We start from the raw sequence: 23,436 nt of genomic DNA, 5'->3' as shown, positions 1-23,436 counted from the left end.
GCAATCGAAGGAGTGGGTGCGATGACGGCAAAGAAAATTCTCATGTTGGTCGGCGACTACGTCGAAGATTACGAAGTCATGGTGCCGTTCCAGGCGCTGAGCATGGTCGGGCACACGGTGCATGCGGTATGCCCGGAAAAAGTCGCGGGGCAGACGGTGCGTACCGCGATTCATGATTTCGAGGGCGAACAGACCTACAGCGAAAAGCCGGGGCACAACTTTGCCTTGAATTATGACTTCGTGCGTGTACGGCCCGAGAGTTACGACGCGCTGCTGATCCCTGGTGGTCGTGCGCCAGAGTACCTGCGCCTGGATGAAAAGGTGCTGGAGCTGGTACGCGCATTCAACCAGGCGGGCAAGCCGATCGCGGCGGTATGCCATGGCGCCCAGTTGCTGGCGGCGGCTGGCGTGCTGGAAGGGCGCGAATGCAGTGCGTACCCGGCGTGTGCCCCGGATGTGCGCTTGGCGGGCGGGACGTTCATCGATATCGCGGTGGACCAGGCGCATGTGGAGGGCAACCTGGTGACGGCACCGGCATGGCCGGCGCATCCAGCGTGGCTTGCGGCTTTTCTCAAGTTGCTTGGTACCCGTATTGCCTGACAGGGCCTCTTCGCGGGTATGCCCGCTCCCACCTGTACCTCACTGCTCTCAAGTCGTGCGGGATCCCTGTGGGAGCGGGCGAGCCCGCGAATAGGCCAGCACAAGCAATACACCCTGATCAGGCCACCTGCTCGACCCAGTCATTGAGGTTGTAGTAGTTGGTCACCCGGGCAATCTTTCCGCAGTGGATATAGAAGAACGCCCCTGCCGGCAGCACATAGGTCTGCCCGTTGGCCGCCGGCAACCCTTCGTCATCGACCAGATATTCCCCATGCACGGTGAACTCCGCCGCCGCGCGGCTGCCGTCGGCGTTCTGCATCACCACGATATCGGCCAGGCGCTCGCGGTAGCAGCGGTTCATCTTGTCCATGAACGCTGCAAACCGGGCCTTGCCCATCTGCCGCTCGCCCTGGTTGATGTCGTGGATCACATCCTCGCTGAGCAGGGCGAGAAAGGCCGGCATGTCGCCCGCATTGAAGGCGGCGTAGTAAGCATTTATCAGTTCGGTAGCGGTCATGGAACAATACCTGTCGTGGAGGGAAAAGGCGGGTCGTCGCTCCGGATGATAGGGTTTCCCCTCAAGCCCGGCTTAGCCGAGCGCGTCATCCACATCGACAAAACGACCGCCAAGCATGGAAATACGCCTGTTGCACGGCGCCGCTATCGCGCCTTACATCGATGACCTCGCTCGCCTGCGCCTTACCGTGTTTCGCGAGTTTCCCTACCTTTATGACGGCACCCCGGAGTACGAGGCCGACTACCTGGCCACTTATGCCCGCTCCGGGCGCAGCCTGGTGGTGCTGGCGCTGGACGACGGCAAGGTGGTCGGCGCCTCCACCGGCCTGCCGCTGGTGGACGTCGCCCCCGAGTTCCAGCAGCCGTTCCTGGCCCAGGGGCGCGACCCGGCCAGCGTGTATTACTTCGGTGAATCTGTGGTACTGCCCGAGTACCGTGGCCAGGGCCTGGGGGTGCGCTTTTTCATCGAGCGCGAGTCCTACGCACACAAGCTGGCCGAGTTCGACTATTGCGCGTTCTGTGCGGTCGAGCGGCCAGGTGTGCATCCGCGGCGGCCTGCGGACTACAAACCGTTGCATGGCTTCTGGCGTAACCGCGGCTTCCTGCACGACCCGTCGCTGCGCACCAGCTACGCCTGGCGCGACCTGGACGAACAGGAAAGCTCCGACAAGCTGATGTCGTTCTGGCTCAAGGAACTGCCGATATGATCCGCCTGGCGGCCTGCCAGTACGCCATCGAGCTGCATGAAACCTGGGAGGCCTACGCCGACCACCTGCAAGGCCTGTGTGCCGAAGCGGTGGAGGCGGGGGCCCGCCTGCTGCTGTTGCCGGAGTACGCCGGGCTGGTGCTCAGCGGGCAACTGAGTGCCGAGCAGCGGGGTGACCTGCAGGCCTCCATCGCCGGTATCCAGCCGCTGATCGAGCCCTGGAAGGCCTTGTGCGAGAGCCTTGCCCGGCGCTGCGGAATCTACCTGCAACCGGGTAGCGTACCGGTGCTGGACAGCGATGGGCGCTACCGCAACCGTGCCTGGCTGTTCGGCCCCAAGGGTGTACTGGGTTACCAGGACAAGCTGATGATGACCCGCTTCGAGCGCGAGCAATGGGATATAGCCGCAGGCCAGGGGTTGCAGGTGTTCGACACCGAACTGGGGCGCCTGGGGATCCTGATCTGCTACGACAACGAATTCCCGATGCTGGCGCGGCGCCTGGCGGAGGGTGGTGCCGACCTGATCCTCGCCCCGAGCTGTACCGACACCGAGGCGGGTTACCACCGGGTGCGCATCGGTGCCCAGGCGCGGGCGCTGGAGAACCAGATTGCGGTGTTGCAGAGCCCCACGGTCGGGCTGGCGCCCTGGTCGCCGGCGCTGGACGAGAATATCGGCCGGGCAGGGCTGTTCGTGCCGCCGGATCATGGGATGCCGGGGGATGGGGTGGTGGCCTTGAGTGAAGAATCGAGCCCTGCAACCAGTCAGTGGCTGGTCTGTGAGGTGGACCTTGAGGAAGTACGGCGGGTGAGGCGGGAAGGGCAGGTGTTTACCCGAAGGGATTGGCCGGAGCAGTTTGACAGAGTCCTGTGAAAACAGCGGCGGCCTCTTCGCGGACTTGCCCGCTCCCTCAGGTACAGCGCAAGCCCGAGGGCTACGCGTTACCTGTGGGAGCGGGCAAGCCCGCGAAGAGGCCGCCGCCGTTACATCAGGTTTACTTCACTTCGACTGCCAGGCTCTGGGCAATCTTGCTCTGCCACAGGGCAGGGCCAGTGATGTGTACCGACTCACCGTTGCTGTCCACGGCGACGGTCACCGGCATGTCCTTGACCTCGAACTCGTAGATCGCTTCCATGCCCAGCTCGGCGAAGGCCAGGACCTTCGACTTGCGGATGGCCTGGGCCACCAGGTAGGCAGCACCGCCGACGGCCATCAGGTACACGGCCTTGTTGTCCTTGATCGCTTCGATGGCGGCAGGGCCGCGCTCGGACTTGCCGATCATGCCGAGCAGGCCGGTCTGTTCGAGGATCTGGCGGGTGAACTTGTCCATGCGGGTGGCGGTGGTCGGGCCGGCTGGGCCTACCACTTCGTCACCGACCGGGTCGACCGGGCCAACGTAGTAGATGAAGCGGCCTTTCAGGTCCACCGGCAGCTCTTCGCCACGGTTGAGCATTTCGACCATGCGCTTGTGCGCGGCATCGCGGCCGGTCAGCATCTTGCCGTTGAGCAGGATGGTTTCGCCCGGCTTCCAGCTCGCGACTTCTTCCGGGGTGATGGCGTCGAGGTTGACGCGACGGGCGCTCGGGCCAGCTTCCCAGACGATTTCCGGGTAGGCGTCCAGCGACGGCGCTTCCAGCTCGGCCGGGCCGGAGCCATCGAGCACGAAGTGGGCGTGGCGGGTGGCGGCGCAGTTGGGGATCATGCACACCGGCAGCGAAGCGGCGTGGGTCGGGTAGTCCATGATCTTGACGTCGAGCACGGTGGTCAGGCCACCCAGGCCCTGGGCGCCGATGCCCAGCTGGTTGACCTTCTCGAACAGTTCCAGGCGGATTTCTTCCAGACGGTTCTGCGGCCCACGGGCTTTCAGTTCGTGGATGTCGATGGACTCCATCAACACTTCCTTGGCCATGACGGCGGCCTTCTCGGCGGTACCGCCGATGCCGATGCCGAGCATGCCAGGCGGGCACCAGCCAGCGCCCATGGTCGGGACAGTCTTCAGTACCCAGTCGACGATCGAGTCGGACGGGTTGAGCATGGCCATCTTCGACTTGTTCTCCGAGCCGCCGCCTTTGGCTGCGACATCGACCTCGACCTTGTCGCCGGGGACGATGGAGTAGTGGATCACTGCCGGGGTGTTGTCCTTGGTGTTCTTGCGGGCACCGGCCGGGTCGGCCAGGATCGAAGCGCGCAGGACGTTTTCAGGCAGATTGTAGGCGCGACGCACACCTTCGTTGATCATGTCGTCGACGCTCATGGTGGCGCCGTCCCAGCGCACGTCCATGCCCACGCGGATGAACACGGTGACGATACCGGTGTCTTGGCAGATCGGGCGATGGCCAGTGGCGCACATGCGCGAGTTGATCAGGATCTGGGCGATGGAATCGCGCGCAGCAGGCGATTCTTCACGCAGATAGGCCTCGTGCATGGCCTGGATGAAATCGACGGGGTGGTAGTACGAGATGAATTGCAGGGCGTCGGCGACGCTCTGAATCAGGTCGTCTTGCTTGATCACGGTCATGCAGCGCGCTCCTCTTAAAGACGGGAACATTCATTACGGCGCTCGACGGTGCCGACCAGCGTGTCGAAGCGCCTTGCAAGGCGCCGGCAGGTCAGGCCGACGGAAAAAGGCGCGGCAGTATAGCGCGCATCCGTGCCGGGCACACCTGCGGTCGGTCTGGACCATGGTCGGCAGTGGTTGGGCATCCTTTTTGCTGCCGTTGCGTGCTTGGCTTAAAGTGCACTGTGATATGTGGAGAAAGACCGACCATGCCCGAACTTTGCGTGGGCGAGCGCCGCTGGGCGGTGCCGACCGGCAGCAACCTGCTCGATGCCTTGAACGAGGCCGGGCTGAACGTACCCTACAGTTGCCGCGCCGGCAGTTGCCATGCCTGCCTGGTGCACTGCCTGGGCGGGCAACCGCTGGATGCCATGCCCGAGGCCCTGGCGCCGGACAAGCATGCCCAGGGCTGGCGGCTGGCCTGTCAGTGTCGGGTAGTCGAAGATCTGCGCGTGGCGCTGTTCGACCCGCAGCAAGATGGCCTGCCGGCGCAGGTCTGTGCCCTGGACTGGTTCGGCGATGTGCTGCGCGTGCGGCTGCGGCCCGAACGGGCAATGCGTTACCAGGCGGGGCAGCATGTGGTGCTGTGGAATGGCGCGGTGGCGCGGCCTTACTCCTTGGCCAGCCTGCCGGGCGAAGATGATTTCCTCGAGTTTCATATCGACTGCCAGCACCCCGGCGCCTTTTGTGACAAGGCCCGTGGCTTGCAGCTGGGTGATGTGCTGCGCCTGGGCGAGCTCAGGGGTGGGGCCTTGCACTACGACCCGGACTGGCAGCAGCGGCCGCTGTGGTTGCTGGCGGCGGGGACCGGGCTGGCGCCGTTGTGGGGCATCTTGCGCGAGGCTCTGCGGCAGGGGCACCAAGGGGAAATCAGGGTCATGCATGTGGCGCGCGAGGGCGTTGGGCATTATCTGGTCGAGCCGTTGCGCCAGATGGCGGATGTGAATGTCGAGTTGGTACTGGCAGAGCGGCTGGATGAAGCGTTGGCCGGGTTGCGGCCGTCATCGCGGCAGACGGTGGCGCTGGTGTGCGGGGCGCCGGGGAGTGTCGAGCGGTTTGCCCGGCGGCTGTTCATTGCCGGGGTGCCACGGGGGCAGGTGTTGGCCGATGTGTTTGTCGAGCATGCCTGAGGCATTTGTGTTGATCGTGCCGGCCCATTCGCGGGCACGCCCGCTCCCACAGGTACAGCGCTAGCCTCAGGCTTGTTGCTAACCCTGTGGGAGCGGGCGTGCCCGCGAACGGGGCCATGGCGCGGCCCCTTGGCGGGATCAACCGACCAGCGGATCACCGACATGCAGGATCTTCATGCCATTGGTGCCACCGATGGTGTGGTAGCTGTCACCCTTGGTCAGGATTACCCAGTCACCTTGCTCCACCAGGCCACGCTTGAGCAGTTCGTCGACCGCTGCCTGACTCACCTTGTCGGCCGGCAGCGAGGCCGGATCGAAGGCGATCGGGTACACGCCGCGGAACATGTTGGCACGGGCCTGGGTAGCGCGGTGCGGCGACAGGGCGAAGATCGGCACGTGCGAACGCAGGCGCGACATGATCAGCGGGGTGTAGCCACTCTCGGTCAGGGCGATGATCGCCTTCACGCCTGGGAAGTGGTTGGCGGTGTACATGGCCGCCAGGGCGATGCTCTCGTCGCAGCGCTCGAAGGTAGTGTGCAGGCGGTGGCTGGACTTCTGGCTGGTCGGGTGCTTTTCGGCACCCAGGCAGATGCGGGCCATGGCCTGGACAGCTTCGATCGGGTAGGCACCGGCGGCGCTCTCGGCCGACAGCATCACCGCGTCGGTGTTGTCCAGCACGGCGTTGGCTACGTCGGACACTTCGGCACGGGTCGGCATCGGGTTCTGGATCATCGACTCCATCATCTGGGTCGCCACGATCACCGCCTTGTTGTTGCGGCGGGCGTGCTGGATGATCTTCTTCTGGATGGCGATCAGCTCGGCGTCGCCGATTTCCACGCCCAGGTCGCCACGGGCGACCATGACGGCGTCGGATGCGAGGATCAGCTTGTCGAGGGTCTCGTCGTCGGCCACCGCTTCGGCGCGTTCGATCTTGGCCACCAGCCAGGCGCTGCCGCCAGCTTCGTCACGCAGCTTGCGCGCGTATTCCATGTCGCTGGCGTCACGCGGGAAGGACACGGCCAGGTAGTCCAGGTCCATTTCCGCGGCCAGCTTGATGTCGGCCTTGTCTTTCTCGGTCAGGGCCGGTGCGGTAAGGCCGCCACCTTTACGGTTGATGCCTTTGTGGTCGGACAGCGGGCCACCGATGATCACCACGCAGTGCAGGGCATCTGCGGTGGCGGTCTCGACGCGCATCACCACGCGGCCATCGTCGAGCAGCAGTTCGTCACCAACGCCGCAGTCCTTGACCAGGTCGGGGTAGTCGATACCGACGATGTCCTGGTTGCCTTCGGTCAGCGGGTGGGCGGTGGAGAAGGTGAACTTGTCACCGATCTTCAATTCGATACGCTTGTTGGCGAACTTGGCGATGCGGATCTTCGGACCCTGCAGGTCGCCCAGCAGTGCAACATGGCGGCCGTTCTTGGCGGCGATGTCACGGATCAGGCGCGCGCGGGCCTTGTGCTCGTCCGGAGTGCCGTGGGAGAAGTTCAGGCGTGCCACGTCCAGGCCGGCGAGGATCAGCTGTTCGATCACTTCCGGCGAGTTGCTGGCGGGGCCAAGGGTGGCGACGATTTTGGTACGGCGGATGCTCATGCACAGACTCCTATAGTGAAGCGCAGCGAAAGGCTACTCCTGAATCTCGCTGTAGTCATTGTTCCGTTGCACTACCTGCGACCGAGGCAGGGTGGCATTTGAACGGGCAGGGCATCCTTGCAAAAGGGTGTGAAGATTTGCCGGCAAAGGCCGATACACTGGCATCAAAGGAGACCCCCATGCGAGCCCTGATCGTTTTAGCCCTGGCGGCCAGCGCCGTCGGCTGCACCCGCTGGTCCATGGACCACCACCTGAACAATGCCTACCGTGCCTACGACCGTGGCGATTGCGCGCGGGTCATGCTCGAGCTGTCGCAGGTCGACCGCACCAGCCGTGCACGACCGTTCATCCACCCCGAGGTGTCGCTGCTGCGCGGCCAGTGCCTGGAGCGCCAGGCCTTGTACGTGGATGCGGCGCAGACCTACCAGTACCTGATCCAGCAGTACCCGGGCAATGAATACGCGTATCGTGCCCAGGCACGCCTGCAGACCCTGGAGAAACTCGGCCATTTGCGCGGCACCGAAGCCGCCGTGGCGAACCCGGTGACCGCCGCACCTTGGCGTTAACACCAAGGTGTGATTTATTTCACGGGATTTGCCGCGCGCGCTGCGCTAATCTGTAACTCAGTTGTTACAACAACCGCCAGTTCCACGTATTCCTGGCATCGGATACGGACTGCACTTGCGATCATGTTCAACAAGCGCCACATCGAACGCCATCAGCTGCCTTGTGTTCTCAAGGTGTTCAATCGCATTACCGGCCAGGCCATCGGCCAGCTGGGTAACGCCTCTGAAGACGGGCTGATGCTGATAAGCCAGCTACCTGTGCTGGTCGGGCCCGACTACGATCTGCAATTACGCCTGCCGCTGCTTGGTGGCGGGCATCAATTCGTCAACCTTACCGCCAGCTGCCTGTGGTGTCGTGAAGACCAGACGCCCGGGCACTACGATTCCGGTTTCATGCTGCTGCAGGCCCCCCGCGAGTACGATGAATTCGTCCGTTCGTTGCGCGACTATTTCAGTTTCCGCCCCGCCAACGCATCTGCCTGAACCTGCTGAGCCCCGGGCCCAGCTACTGGAATCGCGCTAGAATCGGGTCGACCTCGATACAGGACGACCCCGTGACCTCCAGCATTTTCTGGCACGACTACGAAACCACCGGCATCAACCCGCGTTGCGACCGGCCGCTGCAGGTGGCCGGCGTGCGCACCGACTTCGACCTCAACGAAATCGACGAGCCGATAAGCCTTTATTGTCGGCCCTCCGACGATATCCTGCCGCACCCGGCGGCTTGCCTGGTGACCGGCATCACCCCGCACCTGCTGGCCGAGCAGGGTTTGTGCGAAGCGGAGTTCATGACCCGGGTGCATGCGCAACTCGCGCACCCTGGTACCTGCGGTGCCGGCTACAACACCCTGCGCTTCGACGACGAAGTGACCCGTTACAGCCTGTACCGCAACTTTTTCGACCCTTATGCCCGAGAGTGGCAGGGCGGCAACAGCCGCTGGGACCTGATCGACATCGTGCGCACGGCCTATGCACTGCGCCCGGACGGCATCGAGTGGCCGCAACAGGACGGGCGCACCAGCCTGCGTCTTGAACTGCTGAGCAAGGCCAATGGCATCGACCACGGGCATGCCCACGAAGCGCTTTCCGACGTGCGGGCAACCATCGCCCTGGCCCGCCTGATCCGACAGAAACAGCCCAAGTTGTATGACTGGCTGTTTCAGTTGCGCAGCAAGCATAAAGTGATGGAGCAGATCAGTTTGTTGCAGCCACTGGTGCATATATCCGGGCGCTTCTCGGCGGCACGCAATTACCTTGGTGTCGTATTGCCACTGGCCTGGCACCCGCGTAATCGCAATGCACTGATTGTGTGCGACCTGCATCAGGAAACCCTACCGTTACTACGGGAAAGTGCTGAAGTTCTACGCCAGCGTTTGTATACCCGCCATGAAGAACTGGCCGAAGGCGAATTACCCGTGCCGCTCAAATTGGTGCAGATCAATCGCTGCCCGGTACTGGCGCCACTTTCGGTATTGCGCCCGGCCGATCAACAACGGTTGGGCCTGGACTTGACGTTGTTACAATTGCGCGGCGAAGAATTGGCCGAGCAACAGGCGCAATGGCAAGACAAGCTGGAACACATCTACGGCAAGGAAGACTTTGCCCCGAGTGAAGACCCGGAACAACAATTGTATGACGGTTTTCTGGGGGACCGTGACCGCCGCTTATGCGAGCAAGTTCGTGCACTGGAGCCGGCGCAGTTGAGCCGTGGGCAGTGGATGTTCGATGACCCGCGCCTGCCTGAACTGTTGTTCCGCTATCGGGCGCGCAACTTCCCCGAGACCCTGAGCGGCGAAGAGCGGCAACGCTGGTTCAGCTTCTGCCAGCAACGCCTGAGCGACCCGCAGTGGGGCGCGCCGAATACGCTGGGCGACTTCGAACAGGCGCGGCAGCAAGCCTGGGAGGGCGCTGACGATGCCGGGCGGCGTGTGCTGGATGCCTGGCAGGTACATGCCCGGCAATTGCAGGCACAGTATGCAGTTGGCTGAGCGCTGGCACAAAACGCGGACAAACAAAAACGCCGGCAATATGCCGGCGTTCTTGTTGCGATAAGCAGCAGGCGTGTGCGGACAATCAGTCCAGCAGGGTCGCCCAGCTTTCAACCACATCGCCACCCCACTTGGCTTTCCATTCTTTCAGGGTCTTGTGGTTGCCGCCTTTGGTTTCGATCACTTCATTGTTGTGCGGGTTCTTGTATTGCTTGACCTTGCGTGCACGCTTGGTGGCGGTAGTCTTGACCGCACCACGAGGTGCCTTGCTCAGTTTCGACTCTGGGTCGAGCAGGGCAATCACGTCGCGCAGCGACTTGGAGTATTCGCCCATCAGTGTGCGCAGTTTGCCTTCGAACTCCAGTTCTTTCTTCAGCTTGTCATCCTGCGACAGGTTGGCCAAGCGGGCCTGAAGTTCCTTGATGGCTTCTTCGGTAGCGCGGTACTCGTTGATCAGGGACATGGAGTGTTCCTTAATGCGTGTTCAGAAATGTGTGGGGCAATAATAGACAGGCAATACTCGCAAGTAAACATATTGTTGGGCAATTAACTGTTAACTAAGCTGTGACAACCATTTCTCTAGGTGAACAAAAATTTACAATTAACCCTGCATTTCGTCACGTCTGTCATAGAATCTCGGCTGTGCATCTGGTCAGGAACACAGGCCACGGCCGCTACGATCATTACTGCGTTTTTCCTGGCGGGCCGCTAGAATGAGCGCCTTTGCGAAGTTCTGGAGTCTCATTCATGCGCACCTATCGTCTGGTGATCGCCTGCCCCGACCGTGTTGGCATCGTGGCGAAAGTCAGTAATTTCCTGGCCTTGTACAATGGCTGGATCAACGAAGCCAGCCACCACTCTGATGAGCAGAGCGGTTGGTTCTTCATGCGCCATGAAATCCGCGCCGAATCGCTGCCGTTCGGTATCGAAGCCTTCCGTGAAGCGTTCGCGCCGATCGCCGAAGAGTTCTCCATGGCCTGGCGCATTACCGACTCGGCGCAGAAAAAGCGCGTGGTGCTGATGGCCAGCCGCGAGTCGCACTGCCTGGCCGACCTGCTGCACCGCTGGCACACCGATGAACTGGACTGCGAGATCCCTTGCGTGATCTCCAACCACAACGACCTGCGCAGCATGGTCGAGTGGCACGGTATTCCGTTCTTCCATGTACCGGTCGACCCCAAAGACAAGGCACCGGCCTTTGCCGAAGTTTCGCGCCTGGTGCAGGAGCACGCCGCCGACGTGGTGGTGCTGGCCCGCTACATGCAGATCCTGCCGCCGCAGCTGTGCCAGGACTATGCTGAAAAGGTGATCAACATCCACCACAGCTTCCTGCCGTCGTTCGTCGGCGCCAAGCCGTATCACCAGGCCGCCCTTCGTGGTGTGAAACTGATCGGAGCGACTTGCCACTACGTAACCGAAGAGCTGGACGCCGGCCCGATCATCGAGCAGGACGTGGTGCGTGTCAGCCATGCCGACAGCATCGACGACATGGTCCGCTTTGGCCGTGATGTGGAGAAGATGGTGCTGGCCCGTGGCCTGCGTTATCACCTGGAAGACCGGGTGCTGGTGCATGGCAACAAGACTGTGGTGTTTGACTGACAGAGTCGGGTTGGCGGTGAGATCTTGGGGCTGCTGCGCAGCCCTTTCGCGACGCAAGGCCGCTCCCACAAGGGTATGGTGTACCCCGTTCCATGTGGGAGCGGCCTTGTGTCGCGAAAGGGGCGCAAGGCGCCCCCGGCAATCCTGAGGCATACGCAATGGCCAAGACCCGCAATAACCCCACCGCCTCACCCCCACCCACCCTCGGTGAAGGCTGCCTGGCCCGCTACGACCCCGAAGCCCTGGCCGACACCGATGGCACCGATTTCCCCGGCGCCGCCGAACTCTGGCAGCAGCTCAACCCGCCTGACGCCGCCAACGCTCCAGCAGCGGGCGCGCCAGCAGGCACACAAACACCGGCCCACCCGCCAGCAGATAAAAGTAGTAAGTGACCGCCCGCCATATCAGGATCGCCGCAGCAGCGGTCGAACTGCCTACCAGTGGCGTCAGCAGGCTGGCCGAAGTCAGCTCGGCGGCGCCGGCACCACCCGGCAACAGGCTGAACTGGCCAGCACTGAGCGACAGCATCTGCACCAGGAAGCTGGGGATCCACGCCAGGTCTACCCCCAACCCCCTCAATACCAGATACAACACGCTGTAGCGCAGGCCCCAGTGGGCGCAGGTCAGGGTGAACACCAAGGTCAGCGTACGCTTGGGCAGGCGCCAGGTCTGCGCCAGTGCATCGATGAAGCGTAGCAGTTTGCGTGCCCAGCGCCGCTTGCGCTGGCGGCTCATGCCCAGGCGGCGCAGCAACCTGCCGTTCACGCGCATCACCGTGCGCCGGTAGCGCAGCAGGCCGATCACCCCGGCCAGTGCCGTGCACAGCAGCAACGCGCTGCCCAGCAACATGCTTTCCTGGCTGCGGCCCAGGCTATGGAACAGTGCATAGCCGGCAATCGCCAGCATCGCGCAGAAAAAGAACACCAGATCGTTCAGCTGATCCATGGCAAACACCGCGCCGCTGCGCGCTGGGCCGATCCGGTCGCGTGCCAGCAGGGCCATCAGGGTCAAGGGGCCGCCGCTGCCGCCGGGGGTGGTACAGATGGCGAACTCGGTAGCCATCACCACACCCAGGCTGCGCAGGCGCCCAAGCCTTGCTCCTTGCTGGCCGAGCAGCAGGCGCAGGCGAATGGCGTTGATGACCCAGCACAGCAGGATCATGCCCAGTAGAGTCAGCATCAGGCTGGGGGCGAAGCGCTGCAGCCTCGGTAACAGCTCGCTGCCACCGAGCAGGGCTGGCACCAGCACGGCACTCAGCAGTGCCAGGGCCAGCCAGGCCAGGCGGTTCATACGCTGGCCTGGCGGTCGAGCCAGGTGGACTTGGTCAGCGGCTCGCGGCCCTGTGCCAGTAGCGTGTGCAAGGTGTTCAGCCAATAGTCGCGGGACACGCGATGGCGCATGTCCACCGGGTGCAGGCCCAGGCGCAGGGTCTGGGCGTCGCGCCAGCGCCGGCATTGCCAGTCGCACAGCACCCGTGACAGGCCACGGCGCCAGGCGCTGCGTGCACTCCAGACAAGCCCTGGGGCCTTGATCGCGGTGAAGTCCGGTAAACGATACAGGTGCTGTGGCGTGCTGGTGTAGCGCAGCGGCAGACGGCGCAGTGCCTGGCGGGTGCCTTCGCTCATCAGCCAGGCAGGCGCGACGAAGCCTGCCACTGGCCAGCCCTGCCGGGCGAACAGTGCCAGGCCGTGCTCCAGTCGTTGCAGGGCCTGCTGCTGGTCAAGGGCGTAGAATTCCCCTTCGTGGGTATAGATGCGGCGCATGAAGTATTCGCCGGGTGTGCGCGGTGGTGGCCCGCTGTCGGCATGGTAGAAGCCGTGCAGGGCAAGCTCGTCGCCCTGGGCCAGGCGCCGTTCGAGCAAGCGGCAGAAGGTAGGCGAGCGTTGCAGCGGGTTGCGGTGGTGAAAGTCCGGCACCACCAGCCAGGTCATTGGGATGCCGCCGATGGCGTCGACGGCCTGGACGAAAGGCTGGTAGTCGGGCCAGGTCTCGGGCGCGACATCGTGCAGCACCAGCATCAGGCTGCGCGATGCCGGTAGCGGCTCAGCCATGGGCACGTACCTGTGGCTGGTGACCGAGCACAGCCTGGTAGTGCTGCAGCAGGCCGGTGACCACGTTGTCCCACGAATAGTGCTGCTCGGCATGGCGACGGGCCTGTACCCCAAGCGTGCACACACCGGCTTCGAACGCCTCTTGTACGGCCGTCGCCATGGCTTGGCTATCGTTGGGGCGGCACAAGCGCCCGCACTGTTCGTTGACGATTTCGCCGAAAGCACCTGCGCGCACGGCCACTACCGGCGTGGCGCTGGCCATCGCTTCGAGAATGACCAGGCCGAAGGTTTCCTGGTCACCGGCATGCACCAGCAGGTCGGCGCTGGCCATCAGCCGGGCGACTTCCGGTGCCGGGCAGAAGTGATCGATCACACTGACGTTCCGCGGTACGTTGGCCGGCATGTTCGAACCCACCAACAGCAAGTGGTAGGGGTGGCCCAGGTGCTGCATGCAGTCGAGCAGCACCGGCAGGTTCTTTTCTCGCGAGCCACGGCCGGCGTAGATCAGCAGGCGACTGGTTTCGGCAATACCCAGTTCGGCACGCAGCTGCGGGTCGCGCTGGTTGGGGTGGAAGGTGGCCAGGTCGACGCCCAGGCGCTGCACGTGCACATCGCGCACGCCCAGGCGGCGCAACTTGTCGGCCATGACCTGGCTGGGGGCCAGGACCCGGTCGAAATTGCCGTACAGCTTGCTGACATAGGCCTCTACATTGGGGGTGAACCAGTTGCCCATGCGGTTGCTGACCAGCAGCGGCAGGTCGGAATGGTAGAAGCCGATTACCGGCACATCGAGCTTGCGCCGCGCTTCCAGCGCAGCCCAGGCGGTCAGGTAGGGGTCGCCGACTTCGATCAGGTCGGGCTTGAGCCTGCGCAGCACATTGCACCAAGGGGCCAGGCGTACCGGGAAGCGGTAGCCATTGCCGAACGGCAGCGGCGGTGCGGGCACCTGGTATATGCCATCGGCGTGCTGGGCGCTGGCACCGGGTATCAGCAAGCTGTGGCGGACGCCCTGGATGGCGTCGAGGCGGTGGTGTTTGGCATCAAGATAGGTACGTACGCCACCACTGGCGGGGGCGTAGAACATGGTGATGTCGGCGATGTGCACGATCAGCATCCCTCCGGGATCGTCTTCGGGTCTGTCATCCGGCGTTAACGGGCCGGCGATGACGCGCCTAAAGGTTGACCTATCAGAAGGATAGTTTGTTCGATCGGGGTTGGGTGGGGCGGGGGATCGGTGTGGGCTTCTTCGCGGGCTTGCCCGTTCCCACAGGGATTACACAGGCTTCAGGGTCTGTGCAGTTCCTGTGGTAACGGGCAAGCCTGCGAAGCAGGCGACGCGGATTGAGATCAGATGCGGAAGCTGCCCACCAGGTGCTTCAGGCGGCCGGCCTGCTGCTCCAGGTCGGAGCAGGCGCGCAGGGTGGCCTGCAGGTTTTCCACGCCCTCCTGGTTGAGCATGTTGATTTCGTTGATGTCCATGTTGATCGCTTCGACCACGGCGGTCTGCTCTTCGGTGGCGGTGGCTACCGACTGGTTCATGCCGTCGATCTCTCCGATGCGCACGGTAACGCTGTCCAGCCGTTCACCGGCCTGGTTGGCAATCTGCATGCTGTCCTGGCTGTGGCGCTGGCTCTGGTCCATGGTCTCGACCGATTCGCGCGCGCCGACCTGCAGTTCCTCGATCATGGTCTGCACCTGTTGCGCCGACTCCTGGGTGCGGTGCGCCAGGTTGCGTACTTCATCGGCGACAACCGCAAAACCACGCCCGGCTTCACCGGCGCGTGCCGCCTCGATGGCCGCGTTCAGCGCCAGCAGGTTGGTCTGCTGGGAAATGCTGGTGATCACCTCAAGGATCTGACCGATGTTGACGGTCTTGCTGTTCAGCGTCTCGATGTGCGCGCTGGAAGTGACGATCAGGTCGGACAGGCGGTTCATTGCTGCAATGTTGCGTTCCACCACCTGCTGTCCTTCTTCGGCCAGCAACCGCGCCGAACTGGCGTGCTGCGAGGCCTGGGCGGCGTTGCCGGCAATTTCCTGGGCGGCGGCGCCCAGTTCGTTGATGGCGGCGGCCACGCTGTTGGTGCGGTTGGACTGTTCGTCGGAGTTGGTCATCGACGAGTTCGAGGCACTGATGACCCGCAGGGCTACTTCGTTGACCTGCTCGGTGGCCGAGGACACTTCGCGGATTGAGCTGTGAATACGCTCGACGAAACGGTTGAAGGCGCTGCCCAAAATGCCGAATTCGTCATGGTTGTGGATACGCAGGCGCTTGGTCAGGTCGCCTTCACCTTCGGCGATGTCTTCCATGGCGCGGGTCATGGTGTGCAGCGGCTGCATCAGCACACGGATCAGCAGGCCGAGCAGGCCGATGATGATCACCACCGCCACCAGAGTGGCGATTACCGCCGAGGTGCGGAAGGTGCTCAGCATCGAGAAGGCTTTGTCCTTGTCCACCGACAGGCCGATGTACCAGTTGGCCGACGGCAGGCCGGTGATCGGGGTGAAGGTCAGCAGGCGGGCCTGGCCGTCGCTCTGCACTTCGGTCAACTCACCGCTCAGTTTCGGCGTGTGCTGCGGGAACAGGTCCGACAGCGACTTCATCACCAGGTCTTTGTCCGGGTGCACCAGGATCTTGCCTTGATCGTTGACCAGGAAGGCATAGCCCATGCCGCCGAAGTTCAGCGAGTTGATGATCTGCACCAGGCCGTCCAGGGCCAGGTCGCCACCGACGACACCGACACTGCCGGACACTTTGTTGATGATGCCGATGACCATCCTGTTGGTGGCCATGTCGATGTATGGCTCGGTCAGGATCGGGCCTGCGGCGTTCATGCCGTCCTTGTACCAGGGGCGGATGCGTGGGTCGTAGCCGTCTGGCATCTTCGTGTCAGGACGCACGCTGAAGCCACCGTCGACCTTGCCCACGTAAACTGTGAGAAAGCTCGAGATCAGTGCATTCTGGCTCATCAGGGTTTCTGCGCTGGCCGGGTTCTGGGCAATATTCTGCGCCAGGTTTTCCACCAGCTTGATACGGCCTTCGAACAGGTTGCGGATATTGGTCGAAGTGGAAGCGCCCATCTCAGCCAGATAGTTCTCGAGGTCCTCGCGGATCGCATTACGTTGGAGGTAATCGTTGTAGAGCGTGAAAAGGCTGAAGGCGAGTATCACGATCAGTGATGCTGCCAAAAGAATCTTGTGGCTGAAACGAAGGCTTTTGTTCATGGCGTAATCGGTTCCGCTAAGGTTTCATATCAGGCGTTTGCACGCGTGGGGTCGCAAAGCAGTGCAATATCCCGAAAAAGTCCCTTTTCGGTTGTTCCTCTCTATTAAGGCGAATATCACCCACAGGTATCGGCCGAATTACGGTAAAGCTTGAGCAGAGGATTTAAGAGATGTCGGAATTTTCGACCATCGTTGTAGGTGCTGGTCCGGATGGCCAGCCGGTTGGGCAAGCCATGAGGTTGGCCAACCGCCATGGCCTGGTTGCGGGCGCTACGGGTACTGGCAAGACCGTCACCCTGCAGCATCTGGCGGAAGCGTTCAGTGACGCCGGGGTTGCGGTGTTCGCCGCCGATGTCAAAGGCGACCTGTGCGGCCTGGGCGCTGCTGGTGCGCCGCAGGGGAAGGTGGCCGAGCGTATCGCCGGCATGCCCTGGCTGGGGCACAGGCCCCAGGCTTACCCGGTGAGCCTGTGGGACATTGCCGGGCAGTCCGGCCACCCGCTGCGTACCACCCTCAGTGAAATGGGGCCGCTGCTACTGGGCAACCTGCTGGAACTGACCGACAGCCAACAGGCGGCGCTTTACGCGGCGTTCAAGGTGGCCGACCGTGAAGGCCTGCTGCTGCTCGACCTCAAGGACCTCAAGGCGCTGCTCGCGCACCTGAAGGACAACCCGCAACTGCTGGGCGAAGACAGCGCGCTGATGACCACGGCCTCCACTCAGGCGCTGTTGCGCCGGTTGGCGACCCTGGAGCAGCAGGGCGCCGAGGCGTTGTTCGGTGAACCGGGGTTGCAGCTTGAGGACCTCCTGCGGCCAGACCCGGATGGCCGTGGGCGTATCCACCTGCTGGACGCCAGCCGGTTGGTTCACGATGCCCCCAAGGTGTACGCGACCTTCCTGTTGTGGCTACTGGCCGAGTTGTTCGAACAGTTGCCCGAGCGTGGTGATGCCGACAAGCCGGTGCTGGCGTTGTTCTTCGATGAAGCGCACTTGTTGTTCAACGATACACCCAAGGCATTGCAGGATCGTCTGGAGCAGGTGGTGCGGCTGATTCGTTCCAAGGGCGTGGGTGTGTACTTCGTCACCCAGTCGCCGGGAGACTTGCCAGATGCGGTGCTGGCCCAGTTGGGCTTGCGCATTCAGCATGGCTTGCGGGCGTTCACTGCCAAGGAGCAGAAGTCGCTGCGGGCGGTGGCTGATGGCTTCCGCCCCAACCCGGCGTTCGACACCTTGGCGGTGCTGACCGAACTGGGTATTGGCGAGGCGCTGGTGGGGACACTGGAAGAGAAGGGCACGCCAGCGATGGTGCAGCGTGTGCTGATTGCACCGCCGCAGTCGCGTATCGGGCCGTTGAGCGCGGCTGAGCGCAGTGTGCTGATTGCCAATTCGCCGCTGGCAGGGCGTTACGACAAGCCGGTGGACCGTGAGTCGGCGTATGAGATGCTGACCCAGCGCAAGGGCGAGCCGGTGGAGCCCGCGCCGCAACCCAAGGCGGATGAAGAAAGCTTTGCCGACAAGGCTGGTGAGTTCTTGCAAAGTGCGGCAGGGCAGGCCATCAAGTCGGCGGTGCGCCAGGCGGCCAACCAGTTGGGGCGGCAGTTGGTGCGAGGGTTGATGGGGTCGTTGCTGGGGGGCAAGAAAAGGTAGGTTGCCTGTACCGGCCCCTTCGCGGGTAAACCCGCTCCCACAGGTTCATCACAGATATCAAGAGCTGTGCATTACCTGTGGGAGCGGGTTTACCCGCGAAGAGGCCGGTACAGAAAAAAGGCGACCCGAAGGCCGCCTCTTTCAGAACCGTATCACTCAGCCAATGGCTTTGGACGCCAGCCAGAACAGGCCGGCCGCCAGGCCCATCGACGCAGGCAGGGTCAGTACCCAGGCCAGCAGGATGGTCTTCACGGTGCCGCCTTGCAGGCCGCTCTTGTTGGCGACCATGGTGCCGGCCACACCGGACGACAGCACGTGGGTGGTCGATACCGGCAGGGCGAAGATGTTGGCCATGCCGATGGCACAAGCCGCGGTGATCTGTGCCGACATGCCCTGGGCATAGGTCATACCCTGCTTGCCGATCTTCTCGCCAACGGTCAGTACCACGCGCTTCCAGCCGACCATGGTACCCAGGCCCAGGGCCAGGGCGACGGCCACGATCACCCAGAACGGGGCGTACTCGGTAGTGGCAGTCAGGTCTTTGCGCAGTTTTTCCAGATCGGCCTTTTCACGGGCTTCCAGACCCGGCAGCTTGCCGACCTTCTTCGCCGTGTCGTCCAGGCACAGCAGGTAGCGGCGCACTTCGACACGCTTGTCGGCACTCAGGCTGTGGTAGTCGGTCACGCCCTGCAGCGAGGACTGCAGCGCGGCAATGGTCGGCTCGGTCTGCTGCGGGTTGCAGCTGAACTGCTCCGGCAGGTCGCTGGACTTGGCCTTGCCCAGGGCCAGGAACTCGCCCAGGGTGGCGGCGTTGCGCTGGTAGAACTGGCTCATGTGCAAGGTGGCGTCGCGGGTACGCTCGATCTGGTAGGTGGTGCTGTTCAGGTCGAGGACGAATTTGGCCGGGACGATACCGATCAGCACCAGCATGATCAGGCCGATGCCTTTCTGGCCGTCGTTGGAACCATGCACGAAGCTCACGCCCATGGCCGAAACCACCAGTACCAGGCGGTTCCAGAACGGTGGGTGCTTTTTGTCGTCGAGCTTGCGGCGCTGCTCGGGGGTCTTGTGCATCTTCGACAGCGGACGCCACCACTTGAGGCCGATCAGCACCATAGCGGCAACGGCGAAGCCGGCCATCGGCGAGACCACCAGCGACATGGCGATGTCGATTGCCTTCTGCCAGTTGACACCGTCGCCCAGCGGGATGTCGTTGATCAGGGCGTTGGCCAGGCCGACGCCGAGGATGGAGCCGATCAGCGTGTGCGAGCTGGAGGCGGGGATACCGAAGTACCAGGTGCCCAGGTTCCAGGTGATGGCCGCAGCCAGCAGCGAGAAGACCATGGCCAGGCCGTGTCCGGTGTTCACATTGATCAGCAACTCTACTGGCAGCAGGTGCACGATGGCATAGGCCACCCCGACACCGCCGAGCAGAACGCCAAGGAAGTTGAACACGCCGGAGAAGAACACGGCGAGGTGCGGCGGCATGGCTTTGGTATAGATGACGGTAGCTACCGCGTTGGCGGTGTCATGAAAGCCATTGATGAACTCGAAGGCGAGCACGAAGGTCAAGGCGAGCAGCAGGCTCACCAACACCCAGGCATCCAGTCCGCTGAATAATTCGATCATGAAGGTTGTCTGGCGATCTTAGGGGGGCGGGATTATGCCAGAAAACGTTGGCAATCGATGCATTTGCGACAGACCGACGGCAATCTTCCTTACGCGAGCGTGATGTGCACGGTGCAACGTGCCGGCAGGGAAATATCCGCTAAAGCGCGTAAAAGCTGGCGAAAACCGGCAAAAAGCTGGATAAAAAGCCGCTTAGCTTCTTTTCAAACGGGCGTATGAAATTTGTGTAATTCCATTTCACCTTCGGCCGGACAGTAAAGATCGACCGCGCCCGGGCTGGCCGGGCGACGACGCGCTGGCGTGGTCCCGGGTCAGGGAGTGTCGCTGCGCAGTTCCTTTTCCATACGTTCCAGTTCCTGGCTGAAGGCCTGGTCGCGCACGCTGGCGCGCTTGCGCCAAGGTTTGCGTTCCGGATCCGGTTGTGCGGCGTAAGTGGTGACTTCGCCACCATAAACATCCTTGTAACGTTCAGCCTGGCGCTCGAGTTCCGCGCGCAGTTCATCTTTCGTCACAGTAGTACCTGAATTAAGTTTGATGACAGTTGTTATGCGTTGTGCAGCGTGCACATGCCTTGCTGGCAGCAACGGTTTGATACAGCGGAAGGTTCCATTGCCACGGCATCGTCGAGGCCTGCGCAATCGATTATAGCAATCGATATTCGCCGAACATCGTAATTTACCCAACCCTGACATCACAAGACGCAAGTAATGGAATGCATTCGATGACAGTTTGGGCCTTTCGTACAAGTTTGAAAGGCAATACGGACAAAAGTTCGTTGCAGTGCAGCAGCGGGACCGTCGAGCGGGAGGGTAATGAAAAACGGCCTCGCCAAAAGGCGAGGCCGTTGCCTGGGGACTTCTACGGTGGGTACCTGACCAGTCTCTCCAAAGAAGCCACAAGTGGCATGAGAAAGGTATAAGTAAAAGTGTCAGCGGTCAATTGCGATTATCGGCCGTTTGTTCGATAATCGCACGAGTGGGCGTTTTTTTTGAGGTGTGCGATGAGTGACGAAACCTTGGCCAGCGATTCCGTCAATCCAGAGTCGGTCAACCTGGAGCAGGGGCGACCTGCCTCGGCAGCCCTGGCACCGCCGATCGTGGCGTCACCGGCCAAGCGCATCCAGGCCTTTACCGGCGACCCGGACTTCATGACCTCCCTGGCGCGAGGCCTGGCAGTCATCCAGGCCTTTCAGGAACGCAAGCGTCACCTGACCATCGCCCAGATCAGCCACCGCACCGAAATCCCCCGTGCTGCGGTACGCCGTTGCCTGCACACGTTGATCAAGCTGGGTTACGCCACCACCGACGGGCGCACCTATTCGCTGTTGCCCAAAGTGCTGACGCTGGGGCATGCGTACCTGTCGTCGACGCCGCTGGCGATTTCCGCCCAGCCTTACCTGGACCGCATCAGCGACCAGCTGCACGAGGCGGCCAACATGGCCACGCTCGAAGGTGACGACATCCTTTATATAGCCCGTTCGGCGACCGTGGAGCGGTTGATTTCGGTCGACCTGTCGGTGGGCGGGCGCCTGCCGGCCTATTGCACATCGATGGGGCGCATCCTGTTGGCGGCCATGGACGACACCAGCCTGCGTGAATACCTGGAGCGTGCCGACCTGAAGGCGCGTACCAGCCGTACCTTGCACGACCCCGAGTCGCTGTTCGCCTGTATCCAGCAGGTGCGTGCCCAGGGCTGGTGCGTGGTAGACCAGGAGCTGGAGCAGGGGCTGCGCTCGATTGCGGTGCCGGTGTATGACGCCTCGGGGCAGGTGCTGGCGGCATTGAATGTGAGTACCCATGTCGGGCGGGTGACGCGCAGTGAGCTGGAGCAGCGGTTCTTGCCGATCCTGCTCGCAGCCAGCCGGGACCTTTGCCATCAGTTGTTTGGCTGAGCCCCGCAGGGCGCACAGCGCGCCACTTTCAAATTTAGAACAGGAAAAACCCTTTCCTGTGCGATAAACGCACAGTGTCGTTCGCGGTGAATTGCGCCGCCTCCGCCCGCTGATTAATGTCTCTCGCAACGGTCGGCTGTGCCGACCGAACAAGAAAAACATAAGAGGCACTTAACATGAATACTGTCCCCTCGCTGCCGCGGCCGCACCCGCGCGCAGTACCGTTATATCCAGGCTGACGCCGGCCGCATTCCCCCAAATCATCGTCCTCTGTACCGTTTGATCGCGTGCAGTGGGCTGGCTGTGCCCCTCATTCTGGAAAACAATAATGAATCAAGCGCAAACCAACGTCGGCAATAGCCTCGACGTCCAGTCGTTCATCAATCAGCAGCCGCTGTCCCGCTACCAATGGCGGGTGGTGTTGCTGTGCTTCCTGATCGTCTTCCTCGATGGCCTGGACACCGCCGCCATGGGCTTCATCGCCCCGGCCCTTTCGCAGGAGTGGGGGATAGACCGCGCCAGCCTCGGCCCGGTCATGAGTGCTGCATTGATCGGTATGGTTTTCGGTGCCCTCGGCTCCGGCCCGCTGGCGGACCGTTTTGGCCGCAAGGGCGTGCTGGTGGGCGCAGTGCTGGTATTCGGTGGCTTCAGCCTGGCCTCGGCCTACGCCACCAACGTCGATCAGTTGCTGGTGTTGCGCTTCCTGACTGGCCTGGGCCTTGGTGCAGGCATGCCCAACGCCACCACGCTATTGTCTGAATATACCCCCGAGCGCCTCAAGTCGCTGTTGGTGACCAGCATGTTCTGCGGCTTCAACCTGGGCATGGCCGGCGGTGGTTTCATTTCCGCCAAGATGATCCCGGCCTACGGCTGGCACAGTCTGCTGGTGATCGGTGGCGTGCTGCCGTTGCTGCTGGCGCTGGTGCTGATGGTGTGGCTGCCGGAGTCAGCGCGGTTCCTGGTGGTGCGCAACCGGGGGACTGACAAGGTGCGCAAGACCTTGTCGCCCATCGCGCCACAGGTGGTGGCCGAGGCGGGCAGCTTCAGCGTGCCGGAGCAAAAGGCAGTGGCTGCGCGCAACGTGTTTGCGCTGATCTTCTCCGGTACCTACGGCATGGGCACCATGCTGTTGTGGCTGACCTATTTCATGGGCCTTGTGATCGTCTATCTGCTGACCAGCTGGTTGCCAACCTTGATGCGCGACAGCGGCGCGAGCATGGAACAGGCTGCCTTCATCGGCGCACTGTTCCAGTTCGGTGGCGTGCTGAGCGCCGTCGGTGTGGGTTGGGCCATGGACCGCTTCAATCCGCACAAGGTGATCGGCATTTTCTACCTGCTGGCCGGGGTGTTCGCCTACGCCGTGGGGCAGAGCCTGGGCAACATCACCGTATTGGCCACGCTGGTGCTGGTTGCCGGCATGTGCGTGAACGGCGCCCAATCGGCGATGCCTTCGCTGGCGGCGCGCTTCTATCCGACACAGGGCCGCGCCACAGGGGTATCGTGGATGCTGGGTATCGGCCGCTTCGGTGCGATTCTCGGGGCCTGGAGTGGTGCGACGCTGCTGGGGCTGGGCTGGAACTTCGAACAGGTGCTGACGGCGTTGCTGGTGCCGGCGGGGCTGGCGACCGTGGGTGTGATCGTGAAAGGGCTGGTGAGCCACGCTGACGCTACCTGACGCAATGAGGCCAGTACAGGCAGTGAGGGGAGATAGGTAGGGATGCAATAATTGGTTCGATAATCGCACA

21 protein-coding genes and 1 pseudogene are annotated in these 23,436 nt (G+C 62.7%); 11 read left to right on the top strand and 11 right to left on the bottom strand.

What is annotated here, in order from left to right:
* Positions 1–21 precede the first annotated feature (21 nt).
* Positions 22–600, top strand: a complete 579-nt coding sequence (locus NY023_RS22560; protein ID WP_024087698.1) for a DJ-1/PfpI family protein — start codon at positions 22–24, stop codon at positions 598–600.
* Between the two features lie 118 nt (positions 601–718).
* Here NY023_RS22560 and NY023_RS22555 read toward each other — a convergent pair whose 3' ends face one another.
* Positions 719–1,117: a nuclear transport factor 2 family protein gene (locus NY023_RS22555; RefSeq protein WP_013974062.1), complete on the bottom strand. Its 399-nt coding sequence runs from the start codon at positions 1,115–1,117 to the stop codon at positions 719–721.
* Between the two features lie 115 nt (positions 1,118–1,232).
* On the opposite strand from NY023_RS22555, the gene NY023_RS22550 reads away from it, so the two are divergent.
* On the top strand, positions 1,233–1,823 hold the full coding sequence (locus NY023_RS22550; protein ID WP_013974061.1) for a GNAT family N-acetyltransferase: 591 nt from the start codon (positions 1,233–1,235) through the stop codon (positions 1,821–1,823).
* The gene (locus NY023_RS22545; RefSeq protein ID WP_013974060.1) at positions 1,820–2,692 is read left to right on the top strand and encodes a carbon-nitrogen hydrolase family protein; all 873 of its coding nucleotides are present in this window, start codon (positions 1,820–1,822) and stop codon (positions 2,690–2,692) included. Before NY023_RS22550 ends, NY023_RS22545 begins: the two co-directional genes overlap by 4 nt.
* A gap of 121 nt (positions 2,693–2,813) precedes the next feature.
* Here the strand turns inward: NY023_RS22545 and NY023_RS22540 are convergent, their stop codons facing one another.
* Positions 2,814–4,337 carry a fumarate hydratase gene (locus tag NY023_RS22540; RefSeq protein ID WP_013974059.1) on the bottom strand — a complete coding sequence of 508 codons (1,524 nt, stop codon included), beginning with the start codon at positions 4,335–4,337 and terminating at the stop codon, positions 2,814–2,816.
* Positions 4,338–4,585: 248 nt separating this feature from the next.
* Here NY023_RS22540 and NY023_RS22535 point away from each other — a divergent pair, with 248 nt between their 5' ends.
* On the top strand, positions 4,586–5,506 hold the full coding sequence (locus NY023_RS22535) for an iron-sulfur-binding ferredoxin reductase (protein ID WP_024087696.1): 921 nt from the start codon (positions 4,586–4,588) through the stop codon (positions 5,504–5,506).
* A gap of 138 nt (positions 5,507–5,644) precedes the next feature.
* Here the strand turns inward: NY023_RS22535 and pyk are convergent, their stop codons facing one another.
* Entirely contained in the window at positions 5,645–7,099 is a 1,455-nt protein-coding gene (gene pyk / locus NY023_RS22530) for a pyruvate kinase (RefSeq protein WP_013974057.1), read from the bottom strand.
* Positions 7,100–7,278: 179 nt separating this feature from the next.
* Between pyk and NY023_RS22525 the strand changes: the two genes are divergently transcribed.
* From NY023_RS22525 to sbcB, 3 genes are all read left to right on the top strand, one after another.
* Positions 7,279–7,665 (top strand): hypothetical protein, encoded by a 387-nt coding sequence (locus NY023_RS22525; RefSeq protein WP_003259593.1) that lies wholly within the window; start codon positions 7,279–7,281, stop codon positions 7,663–7,665.
* Positions 7,666–7,788: 123 nt separating this feature from the next.
* Positions 7,789–8,148, top strand: a complete 360-nt coding sequence (locus tag NY023_RS22520; protein ID WP_003259592.1) for a PilZ domain-containing protein — start codon at positions 7,789–7,791, stop codon at positions 8,146–8,148.
* 71 nt (positions 8,149–8,219) lie between these two features.
* Complete coding sequence (sbcB, locus tag NY023_RS22515) at positions 8,220–9,653, top strand: exodeoxyribonuclease I (protein ID WP_013974056.1); 1,434 nt, start codon at positions 8,220–8,222, stop codon at positions 9,651–9,653.
* A gap of 85 nt (positions 9,654–9,738) precedes the next feature.
* Here the strand turns inward: sbcB and mvaT are convergent, their stop codons facing one another.
* Positions 9,739–10,116, bottom strand: coding sequence for a histone-like nucleoid-structuring protein MvaT (gene mvaT / locus NY023_RS22510; protein WP_003259590.1), 378 nt, complete (start codon positions 10,114–10,116; stop codon positions 9,739–9,741).
* Between the two features lie 284 nt (positions 10,117–10,400).
* Here mvaT and purU point away from each other — a divergent pair, with 284 nt between their 5' ends.
* Positions 10,401–11,252, top strand: a complete 852-nt coding sequence (purU, locus tag NY023_RS22505; protein WP_013974055.1) for a formyltetrahydrofolate deformylase — start codon at positions 10,401–10,403, stop codon at positions 11,250–11,252.
* Between the two features lie 297 nt (positions 11,253–11,549).
* Here purU and NY023_RS22500 read toward each other — a convergent pair whose 3' ends face one another.
* The 5 genes and pseudogenes from NY023_RS22500 to NY023_RS27825 form a co-directional block, all read right to left on the bottom strand.
* A complete protein-coding gene (locus tag NY023_RS22500; RefSeq protein WP_013974054.1) occupies positions 11,550–12,542 on the bottom strand; it encodes a lysylphosphatidylglycerol synthase transmembrane domain-containing protein in 993 nt (330 codons plus the stop codon).
* Positions 12,539–13,303 (bottom strand): DUF2334 domain-containing protein, encoded by a 765-nt coding sequence (locus NY023_RS22495; protein WP_013974053.1) that lies wholly within the window; start codon positions 13,301–13,303, stop codon positions 12,539–12,541. The genes NY023_RS22500 and NY023_RS22495 overlap by 4 nt, the downstream gene beginning before the upstream one ends.
* On the bottom strand, positions 13,296–14,417 hold the full coding sequence (locus tag NY023_RS22490; protein ID WP_013974052.1) for a glycosyltransferase family 4 protein: 1,122 nt from the start codon (positions 14,415–14,417) through the stop codon (positions 13,296–13,298). The genes NY023_RS22495 and NY023_RS22490 overlap by 8 nt, the downstream gene beginning before the upstream one ends.
* A gap of 233 nt (positions 14,418–14,650) precedes the next feature.
* Positions 14,651–15,415 (bottom strand): methyl-accepting chemotaxis protein, encoded by a 765-nt coding sequence (locus NY023_RS27830; RefSeq protein WP_370464237.1) that lies wholly within the window; start codon positions 15,413–15,415, stop codon positions 14,651–14,653.
* A 141-nt stretch (positions 15,416–15,556) separates the two neighbouring features.
* Positions 15,557–16,381, bottom strand: a pseudogene (locus NY023_RS27825) (cache domain-containing protein); the annotation flags it as partial.
* Between the two features lie 314 nt (positions 16,382–16,695).
* Between NY023_RS27825 and NY023_RS22480 the strand changes: the two are divergent.
* Positions 16,696–18,171, top strand: coding sequence for a helicase HerA-like domain-containing protein (locus NY023_RS22480; RefSeq protein WP_013974050.1), 1,476 nt, complete (start codon positions 16,696–16,698; stop codon positions 18,169–18,171).
* 156 nt (positions 18,172–18,327) lie between these two features.
* Here the strand turns inward: NY023_RS22480 and NY023_RS22475 are convergent, their stop codons facing one another.
* A complete protein-coding gene (locus tag NY023_RS22475) occupies positions 18,328–19,800 on the bottom strand; it encodes an inorganic phosphate transporter (RefSeq protein WP_013974049.1) in 1,473 nt (490 codons plus the stop codon).
* A 311-nt stretch (positions 19,801–20,111) separates the two neighbouring features.
* Positions 20,112–20,312: a hypothetical protein gene (locus NY023_RS22470; RefSeq protein ID WP_003259583.1), complete on the bottom strand. Its 201-nt coding sequence runs from the start codon at positions 20,310–20,312 to the stop codon at positions 20,112–20,114.
* 488 nt (positions 20,313–20,800) lie between these two features.
* Here NY023_RS22470 and pcaR point away from each other — a divergent pair, with 488 nt between their 5' ends.
* On the top strand, positions 20,801–21,691 hold the full coding sequence (gene pcaR / locus NY023_RS22465) for a pca regulon transcriptional regulator PcaR (RefSeq protein WP_013974048.1): 891 nt from the start codon (positions 20,801–20,803) through the stop codon (positions 21,689–21,691).
* A gap of 328 nt (positions 21,692–22,019) precedes the next feature.
* On the top strand, positions 22,020–23,366 hold the full coding sequence (locus tag NY023_RS22460; protein WP_023660978.1) for an MFS transporter: 1,347 nt from the start codon (positions 22,020–22,022) through the stop codon (positions 23,364–23,366).
* Positions 23,367–23,436: the final 70 nt, after the last annotated feature.

This window comes from Pseudomonas sp. NBB (assembly GCF_032701105.1).
Lineage (GTDB): Bacteria > Pseudomonadota > Gammaproteobacteria > Pseudomonadales > Pseudomonadaceae > Aquipseudomonas > Aquipseudomonas asiatica.
The sequence above is the reverse complement of the archived record's forward strand: the minus strand, read 5'-3'. Positions and strand labels throughout refer to the sequence as shown.

Bases quoted from the DNA above. Each gene is read 5' to 3' on its own strand.
- NY023_RS22560 (WP_024087698.1), top strand. From the start codon at position 22: ATGACGGCAAAGAAAATTCTCATGTTGGTCGGCGACTACGTCGAAGAT.
- NY023_RS22555 (WP_013974062.1), bottom strand. From the start codon at position 1,117: ATGACCGCTACCGAACTGATAAATGCTTACTACGCCGCCTTCAATGCG.
- NY023_RS22550 (WP_013974061.1), top strand. From the start codon at position 1,233: ATGGAAATACGCCTGTTGCACGGCGCCGCTATCGCGCCTTACATCGAT.
- NY023_RS22545 (WP_013974060.1), top strand. From the start codon at position 1,820: ATGATCCGCCTGGCGGCCTGCCAGTACGCCATCGAGCTGCATGAAACC.
- NY023_RS22540 (WP_013974059.1), bottom strand. From the start codon at position 4,337: ATGACCGTGATCAAGCAAGACGACCTGATTCAGAGCGTCGCCGACGCC.
- NY023_RS22535 (WP_024087696.1), top strand. From the start codon at position 4,586: ATGCCCGAACTTTGCGTGGGCGAGCGCCGCTGGGCGGTGCCGACCGGC.
- pyk (WP_013974057.1), bottom strand. From the start codon at position 7,099: ATGAGCATCCGCCGTACCAAAATCGTCGCCACCCTTGGCCCCGCCAGC.
- NY023_RS22525 (WP_003259593.1), top strand. From the start codon at position 7,279: ATGCGAGCCCTGATCGTTTTAGCCCTGGCGGCCAGCGCCGTCGGCTGC.
- NY023_RS22520 (WP_003259592.1), top strand. From the start codon at position 7,789: ATGTTCAACAAGCGCCACATCGAACGCCATCAGCTGCCTTGTGTTCTC.
- mvaT (WP_003259590.1), bottom strand. From the start codon at position 10,116: ATGTCCCTGATCAACGAGTACCGCGCTACCGAAGAAGCCATCAAGGAA.
- purU (WP_013974055.1), top strand. From the start codon at position 10,401: ATGCGCACCTATCGTCTGGTGATCGCCTGCCCCGACCGTGTTGGCATC.
- NY023_RS22500 (WP_013974054.1), bottom strand. From the start codon at position 12,542: ATGAACCGCCTGGCCTGGCTGGCCCTGGCACTGCTGAGTGCCGTGCTG.
- NY023_RS22495 (WP_013974053.1), bottom strand. From the start codon at position 13,303: ATGGCTGAGCCGCTACCGGCATCGCGCAGCCTGATGCTGGTGCTGCAC.
- NY023_RS22490 (WP_013974052.1), bottom strand. From the start codon at position 14,417: ATGCTGATCGTGCACATCGCCGACATCACCATGTTCTACGCCCCCGCC.
- NY023_RS27830 (WP_370464237.1), bottom strand. From the start codon at position 15,415: ATGACCAACTCCGACGAACAGTCCAACCGCACCAACAGCGTGGCCGCC.
- NY023_RS22480 (WP_013974050.1), top strand. From the start codon at position 16,696: ATGTCGGAATTTTCGACCATCGTTGTAGGTGCTGGTCCGGATGGCCAG.
- NY023_RS22475 (WP_013974049.1), bottom strand. From the start codon at position 19,800: ATGATCGAATTATTCAGCGGACTGGATGCCTGGGTGTTGGTGAGCCTG.
- pcaR (WP_013974048.1), top strand. From the start codon at position 20,801: ATGAGTGACGAAACCTTGGCCAGCGATTCCGTCAATCCAGAGTCGGTC.
- NY023_RS22460 (WP_023660978.1), top strand. From the start codon at position 22,020: ATGAATCAAGCGCAAACCAACGTCGGCAATAGCCTCGACGTCCAGTCG.